This is a genomic window from Desulfovibrio sp. 1188_IL3213, from assembly GCF_036763145.1.
Classification (GTDB): Bacteria; Desulfobacterota; Desulfovibrionia; order Desulfovibrionales; family Desulfovibrionaceae; genus Desulfovibrio.
In genome coordinates this window covers 1-522 of the sequence record NZ_JBAIYR010000714.1, presented here as the reverse complement: position 1 = coordinate 522, position 522 = coordinate 1, and the positions used below count along the sequence as shown (strand labels likewise).

1 protein-coding gene is annotated in these 522 nt (G+C 49.8%); it reads right to left on the bottom strand.

Annotated features, from left to right (window positions below; all coding sequences use genetic code 11):
- The coding region (locus V6C16_RS14720; protein WP_333543625.1) for an IS3 family transposase at nt 1-522 on the bottom strand (522 nt) is incomplete at both ends.

Genomic DNA, 522 nt, shown 5'->3' with positions numbered 1-522 from the left:
GTTTCATAGCTGGAGTGATGCCGCCAATGCCCATGTTTGGTCGCTCATTGTTATATGTCCACAGCCAGGCCGTAGCAAATCCCTGTATTTCTTCCAGGGATTCAAAGATATACTGATTCAGCCAATCATAACGAACTGTTCGGTTGTAGCGCTCGATGTAGGCATTCTGCTGTGGTTTTCCCGGTTGGATATGCCGTATTGCAATGTTCCGCTTCTCTGCCCACGATAAGAGCCTGGCACTTATGTATTCCGGGCCGTTATCGCAGCGAATTTCTTGCGGGCAGCCACGCCACTCGATGATTTGCTCCAGTGTTCGCACCACGCGTTCGGCTGGAAGCGAGAAGTCTATCTCAATCCCAAGCCCTTCACGGTTAAAGTCGTCAATAACGTTCAAAAGCCTGATCGTTCGCCCGTCCCGGAGTTGGTCATGCATAAAATCCATTGACCATACCTGATTAGCAGACTCCGGTACGCTTAATTCCTCAGGTTTATCACGCTTGAGACGTTTTCGAGGCTTGATGC